Here is a 24,990-nt window from a genome sequence, read left to right on the forward strand (position 1 = left end):
GGTTCGAAACGATATACCTCTCATGGCCCAACACCTATCAATCCACCAAACCAGTCCATCCGGCACTATCTAGTTAAGCCAGTTTGAGAAGCGAGCAGTTCGTTGATTTAGTGCTTTGCTCAACCAAGAACTGCTCAGCGAGATGTTAGAGACCCCCGAATCTTGAATGTTGGGAGCGTGAGCGGACGGCGACGTTGAAGAGATGCGAAGCATCTCGTTCACCAACCAGAACGCGACGCGTTCTGGTGACGCCCGTCAGGGCGTTCGCCGTCCGGATCCACGCGACCGGTTGTTCGCTCAGAGAAACACAAGCGATTCTTGCGCTTCCGGCGTGGAACGGTCGCATCAAGAGATTTTCCAATGAGTACATCGAATTGCTGACAGCGTTTCGAACCCGTCGTCGGCGACGCCGAGGCGGGTCGCGGTCGACGAGACCGCTATCAAAATAAACGGGGAATGGTCTTGGGTATACGCTGCAATAGACATCGAAACGAAGCTGCTTCTCGACATCGCCGTGTTTGATCAGCATGGTACTGATCCAGCGGCTGCGTTTCTGTCTGGACTGGCCGAGAAACACGATCCTTCAGACGCTGTGTTTCTCGTCGATGGCTACGGGTATCGGCCTTGCCACTAGTAACTATCTTTATTGCGAGTTCAACAGATGTTTTTCCTGACGGAGAAGTTTCAGGAATAGGCCGCCAACCACTGATCGATGCTGAAATCTATTCCGCTCGGCTGTCTCCGTGTCATACCAATCAGCAAACGGTACTCGATCGTGTGACTCATCCAAAAATCGCCACAACGGGTCGATCAACTGTTCGAAGTCCGATTCGTCATCAGCGAGTGTTGCTGCCCATAGAAGCCAGTCGGCTTTCGTGTATGTTTCTCGATTGTCCAGAGGAGTTCCGTACTTGTTCTGTTCTTCGAGATATTTCACTACCTCTCGCTGAGCAACATCGTCATCGAACAAATTCAGATCGAACAGGTTGTTCCACACTAAATTATATTTGAGACTCCACGTTCCAGGCCTGTCGAAGGTCAACCGGAAATGCTCACCATCATCGGCATCGTGAGTCCAGTCTTCGGCCATCTGATTTGCGAGGGTCAGATACTTTTCTTGGCGGTCTTCATCGCCACGAAGTCCGCATAGTATGCCGTAGCTCGCAATACCAAAGATGGCTTTTAAAGAAAGATTTGCGTTGTGTGCGAGATGTCCCGCGAAGTCATCTGTACAGAGTTGTTCACCCGGGTCGAAGCCGTTCTCAACGAGATACTCTGCCCACTGTGTGAGTAACTCCCAGTTCTCATCTGCAAACGCTGAGCATCCGTCGCGGAGACAGATTGCTGCAGTTATGATAAGTACGTTCCCACACTCTTCGATCGGCATCTGATTCTCAAGCACCAGTTCGCCATCCACAGTACGATACGTTTGGCCGTTCGCTATTGGATACGTACCGACGTCGTGTGGTGCGAATTCGTATGGCCAGTCATCAGTTCGAGCATAGCGGAATATCGGCCGAAGCATTCCTTTGACGAGATCGGGAGCATACAACAAGAAGAGTGGAATTGAAGGGTATGTCACATCAACCGTCGCAATGCAGCCGTTGCTGAAACATTCCTTCGAGAAGAAAAGCGGCGTATCGTCGTATTCAACGAGTGTGTGTGCGGCTATTGCCTGACGATATGCGAGCGCCGTGATATCTGCGTACGATTCTCCACCTGCAGAGCGACACCGTTGTCTCAATACTGAGTCGAACTCTGCACATCGTTCGCGGAGAGTAGGATAGTCCACAACAGCACTAGTGAGCATCTCTGTCACCGTTCTCCCGTTGCGTCGCCAGTAGGGCTGGAGGTGGTCTTCGAAATATTCGATAGCTTTTCGTTCGTCATAGGCAATCGTAAGGAACGTTTCCTGTTTGGACGTCGGGACGACGTCCATATCAAATACACAAGCCAGTACTGGCGGTGCATCGCCAACTTCGGTAGGTAGGGTAAGCGAGTCCGACTGAGACAGCTGACCAGTCGACGCGAATGTATCGCGAATATCTGTTGTCGAGACAATCATTTCTGTCGCCAACTCACACGGAGGGAGAAGATACAGATGCCCCCAGTCGATGCGTTTGTCATCGCCACTATGGGTGAGTATTTCTTGGGTCGTCGTCCCGATTTGGAGTGCTTGGCCGACATCTGGAATAGAAATTCGGTTTGATTCGATGGCTTGTTTCCTATCATCGACACACCACTCACCAGTTATATCGAAATATATCGAAATGTCATGATTCTGGTTGTCTATCGAACTAGTATAGAATGATACATATGTCGCTGGGCGAGCGAGAATCTCGAAATCATCGAGCAGGAGGGGTGATATGAATTCGACCTCGAGTTCAACACCACCTGCTCGAAACGAATAAAATGTCGTGGTCGGTTGAACGGTTAACTCTGTTTGGTCCATCGTTGGAATTTCCCCGTGTTCGCCGGCAAACCGGTAGGGGTGACCGTCGATGACCGCAAATCCGACGAGACCGTTCTCCGCTCCAGTCCAATGGGTGGTTGTCGACTCACCAAGGTGCTCTGTGGGCGACCAGACACTGAAATAGGGATGATGAGTAACGAGAGGCACAGCTGGTGGTCGAAGCGAACTCATATGTAGTGAAATCAATAGTAACCGTATAAATGTACCGAGTGTGAGTCGGCTCAGATAACGTCCACTAGAGGCCCCGTTTATATTCGACGAACGTGTGATCCTGCATTACAGCAGTGCGACCACCATCGACGAGAAGACTCGTCCCGGTGATGAAAGCGGCTTCTTCACTCGTCAGGAATGCTGAAGTCGTTGCAACGTCCTCGGGAGTTCCGATGCGTCCCATCGGATGCATCTCTTCGATTTCCTCACGCTCATCTGCAGTCAGTTCCTCCTGCGTCCGACCCACTTCGATCCAACCAGGATTGATCGTGTTCACGCGGATTCCGAGCGGTCCGAGTTCGAGCGCCAGTGCGCGCGTCATCCCGTTGATTCCAGCCTTCACTGCATTGTATGGGAACAGCCCGGGCATGGTGAGATAGGCGTGGTTTGAGGACATATTCAGAATTGCACTACCAGCAGGCATATGCTCGACAGCGTGCTTTACACACAACCAGAACGAACGGAAATCCGTCTCCAGAACGAACTCCCAATCGTCGATCGTTGCGTCAGTTGCAGTCGTTTCCGTTTGCACACCAGTGTTGTTCACCAGAACGTTTATACGACCAAATTGGTCGACCGTTTGCTCGATGAGCGCTTCGATTTCTGCCGGCTTGCGCATATCCGCTTCGACAAATATCGCGTCACCGCCATCCGAGCGAATCGACTCGGCAACGGCTTCGCCTTCCTCTACCGACCGACCGTTGACCACGACCGTTGCCCCCTCGCAAGCGAGACGCCTGGCTATCCCGGCGCCAATCCCTTTAGTCGACCCTGTGACGATTGCGATGTGATCGGTGTGTCGTACTGAAGTGCACTCAGTCATCGCTTCCTTCCGGTAGCGAAGTCGATTCTCCCGTTTCAGTGTATTCGCGGAACAGTTTGACCTCTTCCGGTCGGTAAGGCGTGCCGTCCTCGTGAAGAACATCGTGAAACCACGTCTCGGTGTCCTCATCCTCGATGGCTTCAGCAATCGACGTCTGTGCCGTACTCCACGGGAGGTGTGTCTGTGTTTTCCCGTTCACGAATCCCCAAGTGTAACAGCCGATATTTTTCTCTTTATAGTACGGTAGATGCGTGCGAACGTGGTTGTCTCGGGTGCGTGCAAGCCATTCCGTGCAGAGAAGTGGCCGGTCGTATTCTTCGAGGTCATCGAGGCGTTCCTCTGTGAACGATAACTCACTGTAGTCGTGAAACGAGATAATGTCCGAGTTGTCACTTCCGATTTGATTTTGTCTGGTTCGGTTTGGATCCCAGTTGACCCCCGCGGTGACTGGTTGTGTCGGATCGGCCTCACGCACCCAGTCGAAGGATTCACGAAGGAGTGGAAGTGTCTGCTCACCCATTTCACTGTTACCGGGTTCGTTGTACACATCCCATATGAGGACTCGCTCATCGGTCCTGAACGCACTAACGATGTCACGGACGTAGTCGGCTAGTTGCGGCCACGTTGCGCGATCGACCGCCTGTTCATGGCCGGGACTTGGCGTCCATTGGCTGTTGTGCGTGTTCGGAAGTGGCTCTTTCTGCGGACCGAGGTACGGTTCGTCTCCAGAGAACCCAACATCGTCGAAAAAGACGAACATCGTCGATATGCCATGGGAGTCAGCGATATCGAGATACTTCTCCATGCGCTGTTTCAGCCCGTCCGGATCATCCTCCCAAACGATGTACTGCAGGAATACTCGTGCAGTGTTCATTCCGATAGCACTGGCCCAGCGAAGTTCACGGTCGATGGTTTCTGGGTCGAACGATTCTGATAGCCACATCTCGGTCGGGTTGACTGCGGTACTGGGCAGGTAGTTACACCCGACAAGCCAGTCTTGTTTATCATACCAGTTCCATGCTTTCTCTTTGCTCCAGCGGTTGGTTGTCATAGTTTGTGAATATCTGTGTTGAGCCGTCTCAGGGTAGGTCTTGCGTACGATACAGTGGGGGGAATCGAATCGACCATGATTACCATTCGGCGACGCTGCCGTCATTGTGCCGCCAGATGGGATTGTGCCAGTCGACGTCTATCTCTTCTCGCTCACGGACGTACTCGATATCGATGTCAATGCCGAGACCCGGGCCACTAGGCAGGTCGACATAGCCTTCATCGTAATCGAAGACGGAGGTATCAACGAGGTAGTCTAAGACGTCGTTCCCTGTATTATAGTGGATGTCGAGGCTCTGTTCTTGGATGAGTGCATTCGAGGCAACGGCATCGACCTGCAAACAGGAGGCGAGCGCTATCGGTCCGAGTGGACAGTGTGGTGCCATCGCAACGTCGTATGCTTCAGCCATTGCAGCGATCTTGTGTACTTCTGTGATGCCACCGGCGTGTGAGAGATCAGGTTGGATGATATCGACCGATCCGTTCTCGAATACCTCTTTGAAATCCCACCGTGAGTACATTCGTTCGCCCGTCGCGATCGGAATCGATGTTTGTGCGGTAATCTCGGGGAGTATATCATTATGTTCTGGTAAGACCGGTTCCTCGATGAAGAAGGGGTCTGCCGGTTCCAGTTCCTTCGCCAGACGCTTCGCCATTGGTTTCGTGACGCGACCATGGAAGTCAACGCCAATGTCGACCTCGGGACCGACACGGTTGCGCACTTCACGAAGTCGATCGACAGCATCTTGCACCGCACTCGGGTTGTCAACACGTCGAATTTCGGGTGTTGCATTCATCTTTAGTGCGGTGAAGCCGGCGTCGACTTTCTCCGCCGCCGCCTCGCCGACATCATCAGGACGGTCGCCACCGACCCACTGGTAGACGCGAACCCGGTCGCGTACAGGGCCACCGAGCAGGTCATACACTGGTGCGTTGAAGTGTTTGCCCTTGATGTCCCAGAGTGCCTGGTCGATGCCCGCTATCGCCGACATGAGGATGGGACCCCCTCGGTAGAAACCACCCCGGTACATCGTCTGCCAATGATCCTCAATTCGAAGAGGATCCTCACCGAGCAGGTAGGTATCAATGAGTTCTTCGACCGCGCTACGGACGGTGTGAGAACGTCCTTCGACAATGGGTTCTCCCCAGCCGACGGTGCCATCACTCGTCACGATGCGGAGGAACAGCCATCGCGGTGGAACCTCGAACAGTTCGTAGTCTGTGATTCGTGTCATGGTTGTGTTTGTCCTTTTGATGCTGAGAGATCAGTCACACGCAATGTGATCGATAAGATGGTCGAACAAGAGTGTTCCCACCGGTTGCTCACCATACGCCTCTCCGAGCGAGAAGGTGGACGTACACACACGACCGTTTCCGACCGAGCGTATCACGAGTGGACTACCCCAGTTAGCGATCCATCCTTCGACGTATTCGACACAAATCTCGTCGTGATCTGTATCCAGTTCCGTCGCGAGCGCGTTCGGGTAAATTCCGTCGAATGCCCAGTCAAGTCGTTTGCTCCCGGTTAAATCCTTGATGAACGGGGTGTTGTGTGCGTATAGCGACGAACAGAGATTCCAGTTTTCCCCTTCGGGCAATTCACGATATTCGAACAGGTCGTCTCTCGGTGTCGTCTCATGTGCTGGCGGCACCAACAGCACTCTTCCACCAGCCTCGGCAAAGTCTCGGGCGGAGGCGTCGAGTGTGGAGACGACCGCGAGGTCAACGTCGTCGTTCAATTCGCGAGTAACTTTGTAGCACGAACCGATGAGTCGGTCGGCAACGTAGTTCTCCTGCACGAATACGGTAATGTCTCGGTTGGGGACACGCGCCGGGTTCACAACAGTAATCGGCTCTTCATTGGTTGCCGTTGCAGTTTCCGCCGTGAACGTGACCTGTAGTGTCTGTCTTTCATTTACGTCCACATCTGGTACAGTCACTGGAATCGTTCGTGTTCGTGACTTCGCGTGCGCATCGACACCGACATCAAGCTCACCATGATCGAGCGTCTCGTCGCTTTCGTCGTCGATCAATCTCCACTCGACGATTCCACTGTGTGATTCACGGCCGTCGTTGACGACGGTAATATCGACCGATAGTTCGTCTCCACCCCACACCGCATGGTGTTCCGGATCCGCCGTAACGAATAATGAACTATTGACGGACGCGAACTTATCATGGAACACTTTCTCTTCACGGCAATAATCAAGAAGGCCATTGAACTCCCACTCGATATCCGTGAATTCGGTGATGATGTATCCCGAAATGCCGTCGTGGACGCGCATCTGTTCGATGAGATCTTTCACCGAGAGATACTCGCGCCATTGCCACGTCTCCGCGAAGTCTGTCAACCCGTCGAACTTCTCCGGGAGAGCTGTTTCATCGAAGCGTTTTTTGAACCCGGCGGGAGACCGAAGGTTCGATTCGAGGTGAACCTCCCGTTCGTTGGTGGGTCGATCAACAGGTGTAAGAAACGGATGATGATACCATTCGGGTTCCTGACCGTAGAACTCTTCGAGCGCCTCCGTATCGGCGAGTCCCCAGGTCCCAAATTCGGAGATGACAACCGGTGTCGTTTCGGGGTCTGTGTACGTTGCGGCGTAGTTCCCTTCTGGATGTGCCGTCATGTTATCCAAGTCATCGCCCCACGCTGCAGCGCGATCCGGACTGGCGAAGTAGCGGTGATAATCGTTGATATCTGTCGCGACATGTGCCCACCCGGAGTTATCGCAGACGAGTCGAGTGGGGTCCCACCGTTTTGCCGTCTCGTACAGTTCGCCGAGGTATGCCTGTTTCTCTTCATCATCCCAGATGAACGGTTCATCGTGGTGGTGGCCGATACCCCACTCCTCGTTGTAAAGGCTCCAGATAACGACGCTCGGACGATTGAAATCACGATTAATCAGACCGCGCAACTGGTCCTGAACTTCTCGCTTCGAGCGGTCGGTGTACCGCGAGGGGTTTGCGGGCTCTTCCCAGACGAGCATTCCCATCCGGTCTGCAAGTTCGATGAAATCGGGATGGGCAGGTTTGATATGTTTTCGCAGGAGATTGAAACCGAGTTCTTTAGCGGTACGAATCTCGTGCTCGAAGAGGTCTTCCTCGGATGGACGATACAGCGTCTCCGGATAGTACCCTTGGTCGAGTGCACCGCGGATGTACAGCGGTTCGCCATTAAGGTGGAAGGTACCATTCTCGACGCGAATACTCCGCATCCCGAAGTAATCTTCGTACACGTCGGTCGATCCCGAATCGTCTTTGAGCTCGATTTCGAGGTCATAGAGAACCGGATCTTCCGGGTGCCAGTACTCTGCATTCGGTATGGGGACTGACTCGACAGTTGGTGTCCCAAGTGAAACATCGTACTCGACGCTGTTGACGGTCGTCCCCTCATGGCTAACACGGACGGTTGCCGTGAGCGAACCATCGGGAGCGATATCATCGGCAACGGCGGTGAACTCGACGTGCGCAATGTCATCTTCGAGGTTCGGCGTAACCCGGGCGTTGGCAACGCGGATGTCCGGTCGAAATTCGACCGAAACATCTTGCCAGATGCCGCTCACCCGTCTGTACCACGGATCGCCTTGTTTTCCGTGGGGGATTTGGCTGAGATCATCAGGGTCTTCGACCCGAACGGTAACGACATTTTGTCCAGCTTCGAACGCTTCAGTCGCATCCACTTCGAACGGAAGGTATCCACCACGATTCGTCCCACATTTGACGCCATTCACCCAGACAGTCGTGTGGTAATCGACTGCGTTGAATCTGAGGAAGAGCCGCCCTCCATAAGGGAGCGTGTCGAATTCGACTGTTCGCCGGTACCAAGCGATACCGGTGTAGTCACTCAAGCGTTCGTTTTCCTGCCACGCGTGCGGAACCGAAACCGACTGTCGGTCTGTTTCGGGCCACGTGGTAGTGCTTTGCCACTGTTCTTCAACGCCAGTATCGTCTCTATCGGGACGAAAGTCCCAGCGTCCGTTCAGCGAAACCGCCGACCGGTTTGCCAGACGAGTCTGTGTGTTATTGAACGTCATTATCGGAATTTGTGACGAGTTGTCAGGTTTCTCTCGTATCGCATTTACTCGGATTAGTCGTATCAAGTTTACTGCCAAGGCAGTTGTTAGAGGAGAACGAACCCCCTCGTCAGATCGTTCCCTCCACTCTGTGGATCGGCGTCTCTGTCGAAGTCGTCTCAGCCAGGTCGTCCGTCAGTACCTCCACATGGTATGAGAAGGCCAATGCAGGGAACAAGAGGACGAATCCGATCGTGAGCAATGCCGTCGCCACGAACAGTATCGCCGTCACTACTGCAAGCGAAACCGTTGAGACTGGTTGAGATGCTACCCACATGTAGCCACGCTTGGTCGCGGCTAGGGGTGACTCACCGTCGGCCATCGCGATAAACGCTGGAATCAGCGCAATACCGAGATAGCCACCCGCGTACATGCAGACTGCGGCAACGACCATCGAGAGAGTACCGAGCGGTGTCCCGGTTCGTAGGTAGAGCGCCGCTGTCGCGACGAATACCAGCGGCACGAGTGCAAGGAGCATCGCGTGGATGCCGTTCGTGCGAACCACGGCGACGGTACGCGTACGGTCAATGGTACCAGTCTCTCGAAGAGAACGCACGACGCTGTATGCACCGAGGGTAGCTGGGCCGAGCGTGATGACTGGGAGCGACACGAAGAACCAAACGATGCTCATGATGATCAGCGTTGTGCTGTGCTGATAAACGAACCGAATGGTTCGTTTGTGAGCTGGCGTGTCCGGGTCGTTCGCGGTATCATACTCCACCATTATCCGGTCGTCCCCTGCATTTGAACCGCGTTCACCAGATGCTCTTGCAAGATGAGGAACACAATGAAGAGCGGGGCGGCCGCGATAAGCGTCCCCGCCATCTGGGCACCAGGTTGGAACACCTGTGTCGGTTGCATCGTGACGATGCCGACTGGCAGTGTGAACGATGATTCACCCTGAAGCACGATGAGTGGCCACAGGAACTGGTTCCACGTATAGACAAACGTGTACAGCGACAATGCTGCGATAGCTGGTTTCATCAGGGGCAGGACGATCCGTGTGTAGATTTGGAAGGTACTGAAGCCGTCTATTTTTGCTGCCTCGATGATCGAATCCGGGAGATCCTGGAAGAACTGGGTGAACAGGAAAACGCCGATGGGCATCGCACTGAACGGCATGATGACGGCCAGGGGGCTATCGACCAGACCGAAATCAGCGATAATGGTGTATAACGGCACCATGTTCGCGTATATTGGAACCATGAAGCTCGCGATGATCACCGTGAAGATGATGCGCTTGCCAGGCCAATCGAGCTTGGTGAGCGAAAACGCGATCATCGAGTCGAGAATCACGACCAGCAGCGTCGTCGTTCCCGCTATGATGAGCGTGTTCACCATCCACTGAATCATGGGTGCTTCCCGAAGTATGATCGTATACCAGTTAAACGTGAATTCAGGCGGAATCCAGTACGGCTGTTGTGAGAACGCGAACCGTTCTGGCTTCAGTGACGTCGATAGCATGTAGATGTACGGAACCAAAAACAAAAATGCGGTTCCATACAGTGCTGCGTAGAGACCTGCTGTTCGTACACGTTTCGATTCGATAAGCCGTCCGTTTGCTGTACTCATTCGTTGTCACCTCCGATGAAGTAGTAGTTGACGAGCGACACGGCCACAAGTACGAAAAAGAGGAAGTACCCGATGGCAGCGCCGTATCCGAACTCCTGTTCGCGAAACGCCATTCGGAACAGATACATCACGAGTGTTTGCGTCGAATTTCCGGGCCCACCGTTCGTCATGATGTACACCTGCCCGAAAATCTGGAACGATGCGATGAACTGCACGGTCATAACGAACATGATCGCAGGACGCATCTGCGGGAGCGTGATATCCTTGAACGCGCGCCAGGCGGTCGCACCGTCGATACGTGCGGCTTCGTACAATCTATCAGGCACCCCTTGACGGGCCGCCAGCAGGATGACGAAGTTGAACCCGACGGTCCACCAGATCGTCGCGAGCGCGACCGCTGGCATGGCGAACGTGAAGCTATTCAGCCATGATGGTGGATTGTTCATGAGGAACCCAAGATAGTAATTGAGCGGGCCGTACTCGGGTGAGTATAGTTCAGCCCAGATGAGCGATACGACCGAGACAGTCAGCACGTACGGGCTGAAAAACACCGTCCGAAGGAATCGTTTTCCCTTCACGTTTCGGTTGACGCCCAACGCGAGTGCTAATCCCAATATTACGAGGGTCGGTACCGTTAGCACGACAAACACCACAGTTGCACGCAGCGCTTTCCAAAACATAGGGTCTTGGAGCATCCGGGTGTAGTTATCGAAGAGGATAAATTCCGACTGCGATGGCGCAAAGGCGTTCCAGTCGTACATACTCATGTAGAACCCCTTCAACAACGGGTAGAGGAGAAACACCGAAAATACCAGCAGGTACGGGAGAGCAAAGGCGATGCCGTCACGTGTCTCCTGGTCAGTGACGTCGATACCACGGAGCCGATCCACGATTGGTAGCTTGCTTTTTGTGGACATTAGTATCGTCTCGCGGTTATCATGCCTTGAGGTTCTTCGTTACCTCATTCGCGGCCTTCTGGATGCCCTTCTTGGCGGTGGTTTGGCCAGAGTAAATCTGAGCGATTGCTTGATTTACCGGACGTTTATAGTTCTCGTTGTTTTTCGTGCTGGGCATATATGCGAGTTCACCAGCTTCCGCCATCTCGGAGAACGTGGAAAGCGTCTTTTTCCATACCGTAGCATTCCGTAGCGTGTCCGAATCGAGAACCTTCTTGGCTGCGGGGAGGTGACCGGCATCCGTTCCCCAAGTGGTGCTGTTCTGTGTGAGCCACTCGGCTGCCTTCACAGCAGCTTCCGTATTGCTCCCACCGTTCGGGACGCCAATCGTGTGGCTGTTGGCCCACGTCATCTTCTGTTTTTGACCCGGAGCCACGAACGGTTTGGTCATTCCCCAACTATAGTCCTGTTCTTGTAGCACACCGTAGTACCACGTCCCATTGATGGTCATGGCCATGTCGCCAGCACGGAATGCCTTCGTCCCGCGTTCAGCCGTTGCATCGGCCTTGTCCCAGTTCCACTTGTTGGAGATGTTGCTGTAGAACTCTCCGAGCGCGATACCATTTTGATCATCGAACGCTGCTTTCGTCTTGTCTTCGTTGAGGAATTGTCCACTTCGCCCGCGTTGCCATGCGATGAACTGCCGGACAAAATATTGATTATACGGATCCGGGCTAAATGCCAGTTTGTCCGTCTCTGACGAAATAGTATTTGCTGTTTGCTTCAGCTCTTCGAAGGTCGTCGGAGGCTTTTCGGGATCGAGCCCTGCTTGCTTGAAGATGTCTTTGTTGTAGTATAGCCCGTTCGGATGGGTGTCTAATGGGAGCGCAAGACGCTTCCCATCAAATTTCGTTTCACTCCAGATCGAATCGACATAGGCGCTCGACGTATCGTCACTGAGCAAGTCACCGAGTGGCTGCAGCGCATCTACGAATCGCTGAATTTCGGTCGTGTGGAACACTGCAAGGTCTGGCGCGTTACCGCCAGTCATCGAAGTAAACAACTTGTCGTAGTATTCTTCGAACGGTTGCCGTTGCCGTTTGATTTGGATGTCGTCGTGTTCTTTGTTGAATTGGTCTACCTGTGACTTCATCGCTTTTCCGTCGCCGCCGGAAAAGAGCGTCCAAAACTGGAGCGTCGTCGTACCGCCTGAATTGTCACCATCACCAGACCCACCACTATTGGTACAGCCGGCGAGACCAGCGATTCCTGTTGCCCCTGCTACTTTCATGAAACGGCGCCTACTCGACGCAGTTCGTCCTAGCGGCTTGCGAACCATCAACACATACCGATGGAGACCACCTATATAACATTTTTTATCATGTATTCCACAAACAAATCAGTTGTTTCTTTGATAAGAAAAACTTCCTCGTCCTCTGTGGAACCGATCCGGCGATAAAACCTGAACGAACAGCAGCTCGAAACCGTCATAATTGTTGAGAAAAGCCTATATATGATATCGAGAAAGCCTGTCACGGTAGCAAATGAGTAGAGTAACCTTCGACGAAGTGATCAAAAGATACGACGATGTCTTGGCTGTAGAGGACGTAAGTCTCGAAATCGAGGATGGAGAGTTCGTTTCTCTCCTTGGGCCATCGGGATCCGGCAAGTCGACCGTTCTCCGAATGGTTGCTGGCCTCGAAGATATCTCCGGAGGCACCATCAGTATTGGTGACCGAGTTATCAACGATATCCATCCGCGAGACCGCGGTATCGCCATGGTCTTTCAGAACTACGCGCTGTATCCACACATGACGGTGCATGACAACCTCGCATATGGGCTCAAGCTAACAACAGATATCGAGGAGGATGTCATCGACCAGCGAGTCGAAGAAGCCGCAGAAATGCTCGGCATCGAAGACCACCTCGATAAGAAACCTGGTAATCTCTCCGGGGGTCAACAGCAGCGCGTGGCAACTGGTCGTGCCATCGTTCGCGAACCCGAAGTGTTCCTGATGGACGAACCGCTGTCGAATCTCGACGCAAAACTGAAGATGCACATGCGAACCGAGTTACAGCGTATTCACGATGAACTCGGAACGACGACCGTCTACGTTACCCACGATCAGGAAGAAGCGATGACGATGTCGGATCGCATCGTGATCCTCGCTGACGGGCATATCCAACAGGTTGGGACGCCCGAAGAGATCTACAACAGTCCAGCGAACTTGTTCGTCGCAGACTTCATTGGGAGTCCGGCAATGAACTTCTTCGACGTCACTCTTGACGGCTCATATCTCACTGGTGATGGCTTCGAGTACGGACTATCCAAAACACTTGCGGATGAGGTCAGGGCATCGACAACAACTGCTGATCTCGTCCTCGGAATTCGACCAGAAAATGCCCACATCGTAGACACGCTCGGTGAGAATACTATCGAGGCGATCGTAGATGTCGTCGAACCTGTCGGAAGTGACAATTACATCTACGCAAACGTGGAGAGCCAAGAAATGACGATTCGTGTCCCGGCAAGTGTGAAGCCCACGGTCAGTGACACGATCTACATCGAATTTGATGAAAGCGATGTCCACCTATTTGATGCTGACACTGGAGTGAACGCGTTCACCATAGAAGGACGCGCCGTCGATCGCGCAGTCGAATCGACATCATAAATTCACGGACAGACATTGGTTCTCTCACTCGACGTAAATCGAGTTCAGTTCGATAACGTTTGCAGCGCCTTTCACGAGCTCAGGGATTTCATTCTCGAACCGTTCACCTTGCATCCGACTTTTTGGCGCTGCGACACTGATCGCCCCGTAATTCGAATTGTTTGCACTAGAGACGGATGCCGCCACACACCGCATTCCTGGTTTCGCCTCCTCCATGTCGATGGCGTACCCACGTTCTCGTGTTGTTTGGAGTTCGGAAATAAGATCGTCGACCTCAGTGATCGTCTGCTCGGTGACCGGCGCAAGGCCACGACGGTCGGCGATATCCCTAACCCGATCTTCTGGGAGTTCTGCCAGAATCGCCTTCCCGAGCGCACTATGATGTAATGGTTCACGGAGCCCCGTCTCGTGAGATGTTCGAATTGCTTCCTCACCGTGTGCCTTGTACAGGATGACGTTCCGGTCGTGTTCCATGACACTGAATAGCGCAAGTTCGTCGCTTTCGTTGGCGAGTTTGTCCACTTCTTCGGCGACGAGGTCAAAAATACCGGTATTGTATTTGACGCGCTCACCGATATCGAGGAATTTTAGGCTGTTTTGATATTTGTCGTCTTGTTTGACCACGTATTCTGCTTGTTCTAATTGAACGAGATATTCTACGACGGTGTCCTCGGACTTCTCGGTAGCCTCCGCGATTTCCGCGGGTGTTGCACCATCGAGTCTATTCAACGACTCGATAATTTCGAACGTTGGCTGCACCTGAGATGTTTCTTTCGGGATGGAATGATAGTTTCCGTCTATCTTCCTGACGCGTCCTCGATTTGCTAACGTCGCTAGATGCCGGTGAACTGCGCTTTTCGAGATGTCCATCGCTTCTGCGAGTTCAGTAACTCCAGCCTTTCCCACTTCATCGAGACGGTCGAGAATTGCATAACTCGTTTCGACCGTCTGTACTGTCCGACCCGCGTTCCCATTTTGGGGACGATCTTCCATGAATTTCCAATCTAGTCCATAGACTATATATTTTCGCATAATTGGAACAATATCCACCTATGTTTTTCACAGGAGAACAAATAGTAAATGAATGTTCATGATGTTGAGTGGTCTGATAGAGGACTTAGGAATCGACGTGGAAATGATGAGAAGTTCCAATAAGGGCCTCTCACCCTCATTCTGATTCGTTAATCGAATCCAAGGTCTGCAGTGCGTTGGCTACGTCCTCGGGTGTAACGTCTATTCCTTCGTTTCCCATTGAACCTTCAGAATCGCACGCAACATGACCAACCCTCAAGAGTTCTTCACGAGTCGGATCGATGCTATCGATGTCCCTCAGTGAAACTGGGAGACCAACTGCGTCCGCGAAAGAAATGATATCCTTAATCTCTTCCTTCGGGTATGCTTCGAGTATCAACTGAACTAATACTCCTACTGCCACTTTTTCGCCGTGTGTCGCATCCGAAATCCCTGAAAGCGTAGTTAGTCCATCATGGACGGCGTGGGCTGCTGCAGTGCCACCATTCTCGAAACCGAGTCCGCTGAGGAGAATAGTCGCCTCGGTTACGGCCTCAACGCTCTCTGTAACAGTATCCTCGTTAACAGCGTGAACTGCGTCTTCAGCGTTTTCACGGAGCAAATCATAGGAATAACGCGCTATGGCTTTGCTGGCATACGTCGGACGAGCGCCATGTATTGTTCTCCCCTCGTTTTCCCATGTCGCCTTGGCTTCGAACCATGTTGCAAGCGCATCACCAATTCCCGAGATGAACCAGCGAGTCGGTGCGTGTGCGACGACGTTCGTGTCAACAACCACGAATGACGGATGGAAATCGTGGCGGTGGGCTCTTTCAAATGTTCCCTCTTCAGTGTATATGATCGAGAGGCTACTAGTTGGGGCATCAGTCGAAGCGACAGTCGGGACTGATCCAACCACTTCCCCAGTACGCCCACAAACGGCTTTTGCCGTATCGATGGCTTTTCCACCGCCAATCCCAATGATGACATCAGCATTTCTCTTACTCGCAACATCAGTGAGCCGGTCGATTTCACTAGTAGAACATTCTCCAGTGAAATTCGATCTTTCCATGGTAGTAGTCACGTCATTGAAACTCTCCTCTACCGAATCACCAACAACCTGCCACACGTCCGAGTCGCTGATGATTAGCGCTGATTTGCCGTGTTGGAGTGCGAGCGGACCGACTCTCTCTAAAGCCCCCGGCCCCTGAATGTAGCGATCTGGTGAAGCGTATACACGGTGCATAGGCCCTAATTCGACTACAAGGGTAAATACTCTTTCAACTGAAACGACAGATCGACGGTATAGATTGGTCAACCAGTATCGTTTGCTACGAGAGTCAGTATTTTTCGGATCGTACATCTCGGTTCCACTCACCAGCGATTTATTAGCGCGCTCTTTTCTGGCTTTGGATGGGAGAATTATTACAGTACCATTACTGTAATGAAAGTGTACATCTTTGGAATTGTAAAATAGAGTTGATATTCGTCTCACACCCATTACAACACTATATTTGTAATCAGGGGTTTTCGCATCTCTTGATATAGGTATCTTAATAAAACCCCTCAAGATAACAAATTCGGCCAAATGTGGGGGTTAGAATATTGGAATTGTCTGTAAAAACGTCCGTTTATCGGATATTATTCACTTTTACAGAGGCCGTTAGAACTTTTTACTCGATTATTGTAGTACTTTGTAATGGATAATCTCACTGAGATCTCGATTGAAGAACTGCAAGAGACACTCGACGAAGTAGAGGGGAAAAAGGCGACACAGCGGCTAATAGCCGCAATTGCATATAAGAACGGGATTACTCAGACGGAACTCGCAGAATGGTACGGCGTACAACGGCGGACGATTTATAATTGGCTCCAACGTTTCAAAAGCGAGTCACTCGAGCAGGCTGTCGCTGATAACCATCGGTCGGGTAGACCGCGTAAACTCGACGTAGACCAACATGAAACGGTACAAAAGACATTGCAATCGTCACCGAAGAAAGTTGGATATGCCGAAGAAGTGTGGACGCCTGTACTCGTCCGTCAATACATAAAAGATACATTTTCTGTAGATTATTCAGTTTCAAGCTGTCGGCGACTGATGAAAGAAACTGTGCTCTAATCTCGGAGACTAAATCGTACAACCACTGAAGCTGACAGGGATGACGAAAAGCAGTCTTTTGACGTATCTCCGGATGACCACGGCAAATGGACAGTATACTAATCCATCGCGATCGCATGACCTATTTACGAATTCATATCACAGCGAGTTGATAAAAACACTATACAATACTGCTTGTATTCCAATTCTGATATACCCGAACCTCGTCCCAGGGGAATAGCCTAGTAAAACTTAACTGTTCAGATTATCAATATATACGGGGAATGTTCCGGAAATGGTATGAGAAACTACTTCTGATAGTATCTTAATAGGCGTTCCAATCCGCATGCGATGCCATAGAGAGTGTGAACGCCGTGTACCGACGGCAATTGTCCGGTAAACATGCTCGCGTGACTTGGAATCGTCCACGAACTCGCAGCACGGCATTGCGTAAAGGAGACATCAGCCATTCGGTGGAGACAATTCGCATGCTCACCGAAGACATCCGCACGAACCGTATCGAGACATACGAGGAGTACGTTCCGTGGTTTCGAGTCGCTTGGATCCCTTTTCTTGGAGGACACGGTTCTGTAGATACAAATCAATATAAAATAATCATTGATAATTGCTTTAAAAGATGAAATGTAGGATACGGTCTAGTTTAGCTCCTCCTCGACAGGCGTTCGGTTATTGAGCGATTGATGCGGTTGCTGATGGTTATAGTGATCGAGTTGGTACCCACGGGGTAGTTCTACTTCCGCTTATACTGCCCACAGGAAGTAAATCACCCAAATCAGGCGAATTTGAAAAATCGATCTCGCTGCCGTCGCACGTTCTACTTCGGTTATAGAACTAATCAGTCATCCCGAAACGGGCCGAAATTCTAGAAATCAGACTGTTTTTTCGCCCTCTTATTCGGAGTAGCCGGGTGAATCACTGAACTCAGCAACAGTTGGGACGCTAAATATGTACTACGAATTGGACAATGATCGACTCAACAGTGCCCGAGAGAGTCTATTTTCGCTTATGAGATTAGCTAGCGGTCTTGGCAGAGTTAGTGAGGATAAACTGTGCTAGTACCATCACCACTTCCCCGTCTGGTGAGCAACTTCCCCGTCACTCGAATCTATTTTGTGCGTAGCACGTCGCTTTGACAGGAGTCCACCAAGTGCACCACAAAGGATCGGATAGGCGAGACCCAGGAATATCGTATAAATCACGTCCGGTGCAGCTGTGACAGGCGCATTCGCTGCACTTGCCCTAAATAAAAAGGAACCAACAAGAAACAACGGAAAATAGCCCGCAACAATACTCGCACCACTATTCCGCTCTCCATTGGCACCCGGCGTATTCGCATACTGGACAGTAAGGTACCCGGCGCACGTCAATAGCAGCGGTGGGATGAGATATACCAAAAGAACTGGTCCACCGACTAGGCGAAGCAGAGACTGATTCGTAAACCTCGCTAATCCATTGACTGTATCCGCTGTTGGGAGATGTATCGGTACAAAATGTGCATTATAGAACAACCAACCAGAGACAGTCCATCCTGAGGGCGATGAGCCGAAAAGTTGCGCCAGGGGCGTTGCCGCAAGATATTTTCCAGGAATTTTGATTGCCAAGATCGCACTGGTGTGACTCGCTGTAGTGGCGAAGGTTAGAAAGTAGCCGATGAAATACGCGGAGATCCCAGCGGGAACACTCCATCGAAGGGGGAGGTGAGCAGCTGAGACCCGATGAGAGTGCCTATCTCACTGTTACAAACACGTCTAAAGTTGGGCAGGAGCTTCACGCCAACGGGACGCTCACGGTGAATAACCCCTCGCAGATGACCAATGAAACCATTCGTATTGCTCCCGGAAGTGGAGGAATTCTCGTACAAACAGAGAAATGGCGTGTGAGTGTATCGGACACCACACCATCACAGACGGCGACTAGGTCAAGCAAAAATTGAGATGGGAGACCATTGATCTCTTTTGTAGAGGACCACGGTGTAACAGGCTCATAGATACTGCTGGCCTCAAACGTGTAATGAAATACTAGCGTTCAAGTTGATTTCTCTACAATTCGGCCATATGTCGTATCAGTTGAATCCGACTGCAATCTCGGTAGATGAGTGTGAACGGATTCAGCGATTCGACAACGATGGCTTTTCACCCAGCGAAATCGCCGATCGAGTAGAGCGGTCTCCAAGCGCTGTATGGTATCATATTCGCGGCAAGTGCAGCCATGGGAGCAGTTCGTCTATTCGGTGTCCTCATTGTGAACGTGCCGTCGAATCACTCGGGAATCACATTCCCTGCTCCGAATGATAGTCTTCTTCCTGTACAGTGTCGGCGACGAAGCCGTGGCATAGAAGGTAAAATCATCGCGCGAGAAGATCTTTGTCCGTACGAACTGAGCACAGATCGATTCGAGGGTCCCGGGGTGTAGTTACTTCCGCTTATGGATTTAGGCGGCAGAAAATCGCCTTCCCAGGTGCAATGATATGGACACCACAGCTGAGACCAGTGTGCACCGCAATCTCGCACGTTCTCCGCGGAGAGACAAACGGATACGCTATGCAGACTGTGCAGACGCTCCTGAAGCCGAACGGTTCAGATTATACCCATAGTGGACCAGCCTACTGTTCAGGAACGAATAACACGCCGGCGTCTTCGTCTATCTCACCCCCAAACAGGATCGCTAACACGAAGAGCAAGCCAACGACTGCCAGCACCGTTCTGAGAGCCATATCGACTGGTTTTTCCATACCTGCTGACTTCGACACGTCTGGAATAAGCTTTCTGGAACCAGTAATCGGGGAGTGAGTTCGAAGCTTCAATTGTCGATCTTGCGCCGCAGAGGAACAGTACTGACGGCTGGGTTTTCGTCAAGTAACGCTCGCACATAATTTCGATGGGTACCTCCGGGGGCCCTCCACTTCCGCTTAGTAAAATATGCGGCAGTAACCTAAACACCACCACTTCCATTGTAAAACACCGTCTGAAGGCCCATAACCCTGATACCCGGTATGAAGGACATGCATAAATCATATACAGCTATACCAAATCGTAGGTGTCAGTTTCGGAGGATGGAGTGTTAGCGCGTGTTTTCAGGACTTATCGTGGCTCGGACGGCCCACATTGGTGGGGCATCAACTATCTCTCTCGGTGAGATGCCATCGAATGCACGAAAACAGCCTGAAATCCGACCTCTCGCAGTGTGTCGCCACTCACGATGGGCGATCCGAGTCGGTGTACAGCGCTAATCCGGCGGAAGTAGCGCTGAGCAAACCAACTCGACGCACTCACCAGCTGTCAGAACCGGGGCGTAGTCCATCTCTCCACCGACACCCGCTTTCAACAGGAAATCGGTGAGCCGCCAGATGTTATGCAGCAGTACCGCGAACACGAAGTAGAACCACCGAACTCGGTAGTCCTTGGATGAGGTCTTCGCTAGGAAGTCGTTCTTGATGCTCTTGTACTCGTTCTCGATTTGCCAGCGACGGCTGTATCGATGACAGAACGTCTCTGCTTCCTTGGGGCCGACTGAGAGGTTCGTCGCAAAGACCGCTATTCCCTCACCTTTCGTTGAGGGAACATACAGAAACTGTATCGCGTGTGAGCCATGCTCGACGTGGACAGACGCCGATTCAACGGCGACCTCCTGCCCATTTTCGTCCATCGTCTCGATGGCCTCTCGCTCAGCACTGTGAACCCGCTTCGGGATAAGGTAGTTCACATCGAGGTTCGAGAGCGTCTGATACACTGCTTTCGAGTCAAACTCCCGGTCGCACAGCACCATCTCGATGGGGACGTGCTCCTGTGCACGTCGAACGAGTCGTCGGACTACACGATGAATCCGATTCGGCGGGTTCTCGTCCCACGAGGAGCTCTCACGGACGGGTTCAACAGCGAGAATCAACGGTATATTCCAGCCGACAATCGAGAGTGTGGCGAATTTGAATGCTCGACCTTCACCGTCTTTCGTCCCGCTGACCATCGGCATTCCTTCTACGTTACCAAAGTAGTGAATGGTCGTAATATCAATCGCTATGGTGACTGGACGGCGAAACGAGGATTCCGATTGAATTACCGAGAGGAGTCGTTCTGTCGCCTGCTGAAATCCTTCGATTAGACTCTCCGGGTCGAATTGCTTGACTGCACGGAGGTGCGTGTCACCGTGAGGGCCGTACTCTTTTCCCCGACGGAATTTGAATCGAGCCGCACCTTGTGACGTGCCACAGCCGACCATTCCAATAAACGCCTGAAGCTCGAAAAATCGCGTATCTTCGTACGTCACATTCTGAGCTCTCCCAGAGTCGAACGAACTGAAGCCGTGCTCACGAGCGAGCCGTGTCGTTCGGTAGATCTCTTCATCGGAGAACTCGGTCGCATCCTCCGTTGATTCAGAACCATCCTCGGACAACTGTTTTACTTCCTCAAGTGGCCGGGCTTCAGGCACAGAGAGCACCTCATTGTAGATTTCCTTGACCAAGCAGTGTGCGCTGGCGTAAATGAATCCACGAACATCGTCGTCGAAGCGGTTACGCCACGTTCGCGAGAGGACTGACTCATCGGGGATGCGTTTGAGCCCGAATACGTCCGCAAGTTCCGGGTGTCGTGTGAGGGTGCGATAGCTGTCCCCAGTGACTTCCCGGTAGAGGAAGAGCTTGAGCATTCCACGAAACGAGTACGGTGCGGGATGCCACTCCGGGTAGCCGTCTTCGAGCGTCTCGATCTGAAGCTCAAGATCGGTGAGTGCAGCACAGAAATCCGTACCTTCACGGAGGTGCTTGCGGAGTTCGAGGGCAGCGACAAATGCGTCGGTCAATCGGCGGCCACGCTGTTCCATCGGTTTGTCTTACCAATAAACACTATACGGTGGTGATGGCTCTTTCTTTGCACTGCTCACGGGTTCGGCTTTTTTGGAACGCCATACTCAAGAGTAAAATCCGTCGTGACTCTCACAATAGAAGGGATAATAGCTCTTGCGTAAGGGTGTTGATCCTCATAGAGGTGGGTTGAGTCGCCCCTTTCTCAAATACTTTCAGTCAATACATTAACCTTCCTTGATTCAAGAACGGCCGTTCTCCCATTCAATTTTCGGCTCGTAGTCGAGTTCCCCAACCAACCATCCCAAAATTAATTCAACATTTCTAGATCAGTGGCACATAGTTCGACGTGATGTAGGGATCCAGAATATTCGGAATCACTGTAATATAACCCATACAGGCACTGTCTAGATAAGGACGAGCAGGTTGAAGAGCTAGTGATTCATGCTACTCTCAAACCTGCTCAAAAAGAGTTTAGAGACGGCTACGCTTGAATGTTGGGAGCGTGAGCGGACGGCGACGCCCGTCAGGGTGTTCGCCGTCCGGCTCCACGCGACCGGTTGTTCACTCAGGGAAACAAAAGGGATTCTCGCACTCCTCGGCGTAAAACGGTCGCATCAAGCAATTTTCCAATGGGTTAATCGGGTATCTGACAGCGTCTCCGACCCGCCGTCGGCGACGCCGACGCGGGTCGCGGTTGACGAAACCGCTGTCAAAATTAACGGCGAGTGGTCTTGGGTGTACGCTGCAATAGACATAGAAACAAAGTTACTGCTCGATGTCAAAGTGTTTGATCGGCATGGGACCGATCAAGCGGCTGCGTTTCTGTCTGGATTGGCCGAGAAACACGATCTCTCTGACACTGTGTTTCTCGTTGATGGCTACGGCTATCGGACTGCCCTCTTTCGAATTGGATTGAGCGGTCACCTTGACTATACCGAGCGAAACCTGATCGAAAAATGGTTTCACACGCTCAAACAGCGTATCGACCGCTTTCATACCTCGTGGGTGGGCAGTCGGCCGAGCGTTCAGCAGTGGCTTGAACAGTTTGTGCATTACTATAACCATCAGCGACCGCATCAATCGCTCAACAACCGAACCCCTGTCGAGGAGGAGCTAAACTAGACAGTGCCCCCATACAGGATCAGTGTGCTAAACTGTCAAAAGTGTAGCCCAGTAACGTGAATTACTTGTTCTCTCTTTAAGAGATGGTACCAACCTACAATGTACGAAACGAAGCACGCATCAATCACTTGTCAACCGAACCCCTGTCGAGGAGGAGCTAAACTAGACAGTGCCCACCAATCAAAAACTCTGATTCAAGAGAATATTGCTGCTATTGCTTACAGGTTCCCCGATCGATTATGAACTCACCATCCGGGTTTAAAGTAGGAATTAAGCCAAAACAAGCTGCGTCAATTTTCTTTTCCTCTGTAGAAAATTCTGTCCAATTGGTGTTTCTGTCAATTCTGACATAGAGGGTGAATGACTCCATTTTCTCCGGCCATTTTCCTTGTATTGTTTTCTGATCAATTCCATCAACCTCGTCAGTTCCCTTTAACGAATATGTGTCCCAATGCTTTATTTTATCATTAGAAATAATAAGTAAGTTAAACGAGCGTGGTTTAGGATTATGATTTTCAAGTTGAACATATTGCAGTTCCATTTTCTGTCCGAAAGATTCTAAACTAGAACACCCAGAGAGACTGGTGATCCCTCCAATTGCCAGCAGCGACAGACAATCTCGTCGATTCATAGTACGTAGAACTAATTAAAACATGGTAAAGTTACTGGTCACGTAAATTTAACATAGTTCCGCTTATGAATTGGAAGAGTTGAAAGTCCTCTAGCGGTGGTTTCTATGAGCAGTGAAAGAAACAATCTCTCTCACGTAATTGAAGTTGTCGAAACGCTAGGTGAAATTCACATAGGGGCTCAATTGCGGAACACGTACATCGACGACGAACATGGTTAGAAAGGACCTACGTTTCGAGGAGATTCGACTGCTGCAGGAGCTGAAGAAAATCATGCTGATGAACGCCTCGACTGGCTCTGAGTTTTCAGCGTCACCCTTGTACTAGAGATGAGTCTGTTCTGGTTGTCCTCACACTAAACTGAGATATGATTCATTGGGTGAGAATGTGAAATCAAGGCACGCATCAAATTCATCCTCCGAAGTTGTGAAGTTGCCCTAGTTCGGAGGGCAGATTTCTGTAAACGGTCGTTCGGCACTATTCTTGTGTGTTAGACTGCTGTGATCCGTAGCGAGATTGCCGATAACGCTATGTTAATCGGTTTGTGGGTGATGTCACCTCTACTCTGATTTGGAGGAAATACTGGGTTATTCGCCGAATGAATGCTCTGATTTCACTTCATTTCAGAAAGTAGTGAGTTGACAGAAGGGACAGTACTCCCAGATGAACGTGTAGCGAGATTCGAACAGCTACTGGATGAAAAATCCGAGTTGGAGCTCACAGAGACGATGGCCACGGTCTGTGGAGTACATATAGCATCATTTCGTGTATACCTCACCATTCTCGATTCTCCACATAGCACGATCGCTGAAATCGCGGAAATTCTCGACCGTGATCAGAGTACGATTGGTAAGCAACTGCAGCCACTATATGAACAGGAGTTGGTCACTCGGTATCCACGCACTGTCAGTAGTGGTGGTGTCAGGTATTTGTATGTTGCTCAACCACTTGCAGAAACCACGGAGTGGCTACAGCAGGAGCTGGACAGATGGACAGATGCAGTCATGGCACAACTATCACGACTTGGCGCAAACTAGCATATGGGATAAGTTTGGGTATATCGCTAATTGCGATGTGAGAAGTTCGTCCGATGTTCACAATTCGTAGAGTTCGTTGAACAGCCTTGTTTCTCGCCTCTGAGCCGACGTAAGAAGACCACGTACTTTGAAAGTCGTGCGATGTTTGCGATTCGTACGAAGTTTACGATTCGTAGGAATCGTACAGTTCACTAGAATAGCTTTGTTTCTTAGCCCCTGAACCGACGACGGCAAGTCTCGTAGCTTAAGATTCTCGCGAGGTTTACGATTCGCGGGATTCGTGCGATTCGCGTATAGCGTTTATACAATCCTGATGAGATGGTTGGAACAGAGGCACTCGCGAAGTTTACGAACTTCGAGATTCGAACGATGTTTGCGATTCGTACGATTCGTAGAATCCGTTAGGGGCAGCTCGTCTCTCAGCTTGTGAACTGGTGAAGGAGATTTTGTACAGTGAACCGTCTCAGGGTCAAGTCCCGAGGGTGAAGGCCGTACGCTCCACCTG

At 51.3% G+C, this 24,990-nt stretch carries 19 protein-coding genes and 2 pseudogenes; 5 read left to right on the top strand and 16 right to left on the bottom strand.

Going from position 1 to position 24,990, the window contains the following annotated elements:
- Positions 1 to 142: 142 nt before the first annotated feature.
- Positions 143 to 622 (top strand): annotated as a pseudogene (locus ACN2TU_RS24160) (DDE-type integrase/transposase/recombinase); the annotation flags it as partial.
- A gap of 21 nt (positions 623 to 643) precedes the next feature.
- Here ACN2TU_RS24160 and ACN2TU_RS24165 read toward each other — a convergent pair.
- From ACN2TU_RS24165 to ACN2TU_RS24205, 9 genes are all read right to left on the bottom strand, one after another.
- Entirely contained in the window at positions 644 to 2,644 is a 2,001-nt protein-coding gene (locus ACN2TU_RS24165) for a glutaminase family protein (protein ID WP_435159080.1), read from the bottom strand.
- A 64-nt stretch (positions 2,645 to 2,708) separates the two neighbouring features.
- On the bottom strand, positions 2,709 to 3,506 hold the full coding sequence (locus tag ACN2TU_RS24170) for an SDR family NAD(P)-dependent oxidoreductase (protein WP_435159081.1): 798 nt from the start codon (positions 3,504 to 3,506) through the stop codon (positions 2,709 to 2,711).
- A complete protein-coding gene (locus tag ACN2TU_RS24175) occupies positions 3,499 to 4,557 on the bottom strand; it encodes a cellulase family glycosylhydrolase (protein WP_435159082.1) in 1,059 nt (352 codons plus the stop codon). The genes ACN2TU_RS24170 and ACN2TU_RS24175 overlap by 8 nt, the downstream gene beginning before the upstream one ends.
- Before the next feature lie 79 nt (positions 4,558 to 4,636).
- Entirely contained in the window at positions 4,637 to 5,791 is a 1,155-nt protein-coding gene (gene dgoD, locus ACN2TU_RS24180; RefSeq protein WP_435159084.1) for a galactonate dehydratase, read from the bottom strand.
- A gap of 30 nt (positions 5,792 to 5,821) precedes the next feature.
- The gene (locus tag ACN2TU_RS24185; RefSeq protein ID WP_435159085.1) at positions 5,822 to 8,590 is read right to left on the bottom strand and encodes a glycoside hydrolase family 2 protein; all 2,769 of its coding nucleotides are present in this window, start codon (positions 8,588 to 8,590) and stop codon (positions 5,822 to 5,824) included.
- Between the two features lie 109 nt (positions 8,591 to 8,699).
- Complete coding sequence (locus tag ACN2TU_RS24190) at positions 8,700 to 9,353, bottom strand: YesL family protein (protein ID WP_435159086.1); 654 nt, start codon at positions 9,351 to 9,353, stop codon at positions 8,700 to 8,702.
- Positions 9,353 to 10,201, bottom strand: a complete 849-nt coding sequence (locus ACN2TU_RS24195) for a carbohydrate ABC transporter permease (protein ID WP_435159087.1) — start codon at positions 10,199 to 10,201, stop codon at positions 9,353 to 9,355. The genes ACN2TU_RS24190 and ACN2TU_RS24195 overlap by 1 nt, the downstream gene beginning before the upstream one ends.
- The gene (locus ACN2TU_RS24200) at positions 10,198 to 11,118 is read right to left on the bottom strand and encodes a carbohydrate ABC transporter permease (RefSeq protein ID WP_435159089.1); all 921 of its coding nucleotides are present in this window, start codon (positions 11,116 to 11,118) and stop codon (positions 10,198 to 10,200) included. The genes ACN2TU_RS24195 and ACN2TU_RS24200 overlap by 4 nt, the downstream gene beginning before the upstream one ends.
- 19 nt (positions 11,119 to 11,137) lie before the next feature.
- Entirely contained in the window at positions 11,138 to 12,388 is a 1,251-nt protein-coding gene (locus tag ACN2TU_RS24205) for an ABC transporter substrate-binding protein (RefSeq protein WP_435159091.1), read from the bottom strand.
- Positions 12,389 to 12,641: 253 nt separating this feature from the next.
- Here ACN2TU_RS24205 and ACN2TU_RS24210 point away from each other — a divergent pair, with 253 nt between their 5' ends.
- Positions 12,642 to 13,769: an ABC transporter ATP-binding protein gene (locus ACN2TU_RS24210; RefSeq protein WP_435159092.1), complete on the top strand. Its 1,128-nt coding sequence runs from the start codon at positions 12,642 to 12,644 to the stop codon at positions 13,767 to 13,769.
- Positions 13,770 to 13,793: 24 nt separating this feature from the next.
- Here the strand turns inward: ACN2TU_RS24210 and ACN2TU_RS24215 are convergent, their stop codons facing one another.
- Positions 13,794 to 14,762, bottom strand: a complete 969-nt coding sequence (locus ACN2TU_RS24215) for an IclR family transcriptional regulator domain-containing protein (RefSeq protein ID WP_435159093.1) — start codon at positions 14,760 to 14,762, stop codon at positions 13,794 to 13,796.
- Between the two features lie 175 nt (positions 14,763 to 14,937).
- A complete protein-coding gene (locus tag ACN2TU_RS24220; RefSeq protein WP_435159095.1) occupies positions 14,938 to 16,368 on the bottom strand; it encodes a glycerol dehydrogenase in 1,431 nt (476 codons plus the stop codon).
- Positions 16,369 to 16,479: 111 nt separating this feature from the next.
- Between ACN2TU_RS24220 and ACN2TU_RS24225 the strand changes: the two genes are divergently transcribed.
- Positions 16,480 to 16,899, top strand: a complete 420-nt coding sequence (locus ACN2TU_RS24225; RefSeq protein ID WP_435159097.1) for a helix-turn-helix domain-containing protein — start codon at positions 16,480 to 16,482, stop codon at positions 16,897 to 16,899.
- A 287-nt stretch (positions 16,900 to 17,186) separates the two neighbouring features.
- Here the strand turns inward: ACN2TU_RS24225 and ACN2TU_RS24230 are convergent, their stop codons facing one another.
- The 4 genes and pseudogenes from ACN2TU_RS24230 to ACN2TU_RS24240 form a co-directional block, all read right to left on the bottom strand.
- Positions 17,187 to 17,462 carry an alkaline phosphatase family protein gene (locus ACN2TU_RS24230; protein ID WP_435159099.1) on the bottom strand — a complete coding sequence of 92 codons (276 nt, stop codon included), beginning with the start codon at positions 17,460 to 17,462 and terminating at the stop codon, positions 17,187 to 17,189.
- A 498-nt stretch (positions 17,463 to 17,960) separates the two neighbouring features.
- Positions 17,961 to 18,608: pseudogene (locus tag ACN2TU_RS27040) on the bottom strand (DUF7978 family protein); the annotation flags it as partial.
- An 893-nt stretch (positions 18,609 to 19,501) separates the two neighbouring features.
- Positions 19,502 to 19,630: a hypothetical protein gene (locus tag ACN2TU_RS24235; RefSeq protein WP_435156799.1), complete on the bottom strand. Its 129-nt coding sequence runs from the start codon at positions 19,628 to 19,630 to the stop codon at positions 19,502 to 19,504.
- 494 nt (positions 19,631 to 20,124) lie between these two features.
- Positions 20,125 to 21,714 (bottom strand): transposase, encoded by a 1,590-nt coding sequence (locus tag ACN2TU_RS24240; protein ID WP_435159101.1) that lies wholly within the window; start codon positions 21,712 to 21,714, stop codon positions 20,125 to 20,127.
- Positions 21,715 to 22,138: 424 nt separating this feature from the next.
- Here ACN2TU_RS24240 and ACN2TU_RS24245 point away from each other — a divergent pair, with 424 nt between their 5' ends.
- A complete protein-coding gene (locus ACN2TU_RS24245; RefSeq protein WP_435159103.1) occupies positions 22,139 to 22,819 on the top strand; it encodes an IS6 family transposase in 681 nt (226 codons plus the stop codon).
- Between the two features lie 211 nt (positions 22,820 to 23,030).
- On the opposite strand, the gene ACN2TU_RS24250 is transcribed toward ACN2TU_RS24245, so the two are convergent.
- On the bottom strand, positions 23,031 to 23,450 hold the full coding sequence (locus ACN2TU_RS24250) for a hypothetical protein (protein WP_435159105.1): 420 nt from the start codon (positions 23,448 to 23,450) through the stop codon (positions 23,031 to 23,033).
- A gap of 726 nt (positions 23,451 to 24,176) precedes the next feature.
- On the opposite strand from ACN2TU_RS24250, the gene ACN2TU_RS24255 reads away from it, so the two are divergent.
- Positions 24,177 to 24,485 (top strand): helix-turn-helix domain-containing protein, encoded by a 309-nt coding sequence (locus tag ACN2TU_RS24255; protein WP_435159297.1) that lies wholly within the window; start codon positions 24,177 to 24,179, stop codon positions 24,483 to 24,485.
- Positions 24,486 to 24,990: the final 505 nt, after the last annotated feature.

Source organism: Haladaptatus marinus, from assembly GCF_051194195.1.

Excerpts from the sequence above, each read along its gene's own strand:
- ACN2TU_RS24165 (WP_435159080.1), bottom strand. The coding sequence starts at position 2,644 with ATGAGTTCGCTTCGACCACCAGCTGTGCCTCTCGTTACTCATCATCCC.
- ACN2TU_RS24170 (WP_435159081.1), bottom strand. The coding sequence starts at position 3,506 with ATGACTGAGTGCACTTCAGTACGACACACCGATCACATCGCAATCGTC.
- ACN2TU_RS24175 (WP_435159082.1), bottom strand. The coding sequence starts at position 4,557 with ATGACAACCAACCGCTGGAGCAAAGAGAAAGCATGGAACTGGTATGAT.
- dgoD (WP_435159084.1), bottom strand. The coding sequence starts at position 5,791 with ATGACACGAATCACAGACTACGAACTGTTCGAGGTTCCACCGCGATGG.
- ACN2TU_RS24185 (WP_435159085.1), bottom strand. The coding sequence starts at position 8,590 with ATGACGTTCAATAACACACAGACTCGTCTGGCAAACCGGTCGGCGGTT.
- ACN2TU_RS24190 (WP_435159086.1), bottom strand. The coding sequence starts at position 9,353 with ATGGTGGAGTATGATACCGCGAACGACCCGGACACGCCAGCTCACAAA.
- ACN2TU_RS24195 (WP_435159087.1), bottom strand. The coding sequence starts at position 10,201 with ATGAGTACAGCAAACGGACGGCTTATCGAATCGAAACGTGTACGAACA.
- ACN2TU_RS24200 (WP_435159089.1), bottom strand. The coding sequence starts at position 11,118 with ATGTCCACAAAAAGCAAGCTACCAATCGTGGATCGGCTCCGTGGTATC.
- ACN2TU_RS24205 (WP_435159091.1), bottom strand. The coding sequence starts at position 12,388 with ATGAAAGTAGCAGGGGCAACAGGAATCGCTGGTCTCGCCGGCTGTACC.
- ACN2TU_RS24210 (WP_435159092.1), top strand. The coding sequence starts at position 12,642 with ATGAGTAGAGTAACCTTCGACGAAGTGATCAAAAGATACGACGATGTC.
- ACN2TU_RS24215 (WP_435159093.1), bottom strand. The coding sequence starts at position 14,762 with ATGGAAGATCGTCCCCAAAATGGGAACGCGGGTCGGACAGTACAGACG.
- ACN2TU_RS24225 (WP_435159097.1), top strand. The coding sequence starts at position 16,480 with ATGGATAATCTCACTGAGATCTCGATTGAAGAACTGCAAGAGACACTC.
- ACN2TU_RS24235 (WP_435156799.1), bottom strand. The coding sequence starts at position 19,630 with ATGGAAAAACCAGTCGATATGGCTCTCAGAACGGTGCTGGCAGTCGTT.
- ACN2TU_RS24240 (WP_435159101.1), bottom strand. The coding sequence starts at position 21,714 with ATGGAACAGCGTGGCCGCCGATTGACCGACGCATTTGTCGCTGCCCTC.
- ACN2TU_RS24245 (WP_435159103.1), top strand. The coding sequence starts at position 22,139 with ATGCTACTCTCAAACCTGCTCAAAAAGAGTTTAGAGACGGCTACGCTT.
- ACN2TU_RS24250 (WP_435159105.1), bottom strand. The coding sequence starts at position 23,450 with ATGAATCGACGAGATTGTCTGTCGCTGCTGGCAATTGGAGGGATCACC.
- ACN2TU_RS24255 (WP_435159297.1), top strand. The coding sequence starts at position 24,177 with ATGGCCACGGTCTGTGGAGTACATATAGCATCATTTCGTGTATACCTC.